Annotated in this window: 1 protein-coding gene and 1 pseudogene; both read right to left on the bottom strand. The window is 22.8% G+C overall.

All coding sequences use genetic code 11. From position 1 onward, the window contains the following. Positions 1–331, bottom strand: a pseudogene (locus AJ932_RS03310) (hypothetical protein); the annotation flags it as partial. An 83-nt stretch (positions 332–414) separates the two neighbouring features. Beyond that, positions 415–1,062, bottom strand: a 648-nt coding sequence (locus AJ932_RS10505) for a hypothetical protein (protein WP_070278016.1), incomplete at its 5' end; no start/stop codon positions are given.

Genomic DNA, 1,062 nt, shown 5'->3' with positions numbered 1-1,062 from the left:
TAAGAGCTACCAAATAAGCATTGTCTAAACCTAAAATTTGCATAAATTTAAAATCTTTTTTAAAATTATGCATATAATTTAATAATTCTTTTTGATTAAGTTTTAATTCTTGATTTAAGTTTTGTTCTACAAAAACTTTTTTAAATTCTTCTTCGTTGCTCCAGAATAATTTAGATGTCTCTTTTCTAATTTGATTTTCTTTTTCATAATAATACTTATCCCAAAAGATAAGCTCTAAAGGGCGATAAGCTAAGCTTATAAAGATAACAAAAGCTATAAGTAAACCACAAGGTATATAAAATCTTTTAAGTTTATAAAAAGGTTTTTTCATTTATATTCCTTGATATTTTAAAAATAGTTTTTGTGTCTTTTTCTGTTTCGTTTAAGGTTTTATTTTGAGTGTTAAGTTCTATCTCATTCATTTGTGCATTCTTTTAATTTAGATTGTAGAGTGTTAAGATTTGTCAATGTCTTCTTGTTGAAGTTTTCTAAAATTTTATTAATATTTTCTTTTAGCTTCTCTTTAGCTTGATTATCTAAAAAAAAATCTTTACGAATTCTTCTTGTAACATTATCTGTAATTTTATTTAGTTTTCTCATTGTATTTAAAATTATTGCAGTTTTAGAATTATCAAATTTACATGTGAATTTTTTAGAAAGATCTCCAATATAAATATGGGAAAATCCCCAGTTGTTTCCAATTAAAGAAGATGTATAATAAACAATATGTGAAAAATCATGACTTTTGATTTTATTTTGCAAAAAATCCTCTTCTAAACGAGTATTTAGAAAAAATAAAAAATCTTCAAGTGCATCAAATCTTTCCTTGTCAAATAAAAAATAAGTTTTATGATTTGTGATATTTCTTTCATTGTATAAAAGATAGGATATAATATCGTTATTTAAATTTAAAACAATTCGACTAGCTTTTCTTGAAAGTTCCTCATCTTCATCTAGGAATGAATAAATAGTTAAAGTTCTTATATCTTCAATACTAGCTTGTATCATCTTAAGATTTTTAATAATCATTTGTGTAACTTTTTCTTGATTATAGTTTTCTTT

The organism is Campylobacter sp. BCW_6873 (genome assembly GCF_001762365.1).
Classification (GTDB): domain Bacteria; phylum Campylobacterota; class Campylobacteria; order Campylobacterales; family Campylobacteraceae; genus Campylobacter_D; species Campylobacter_D jejuni.
Note: the sequence above shows the minus strand (reverse complement) of the source record. Positions and strands in the feature narration are given on the sequence as shown.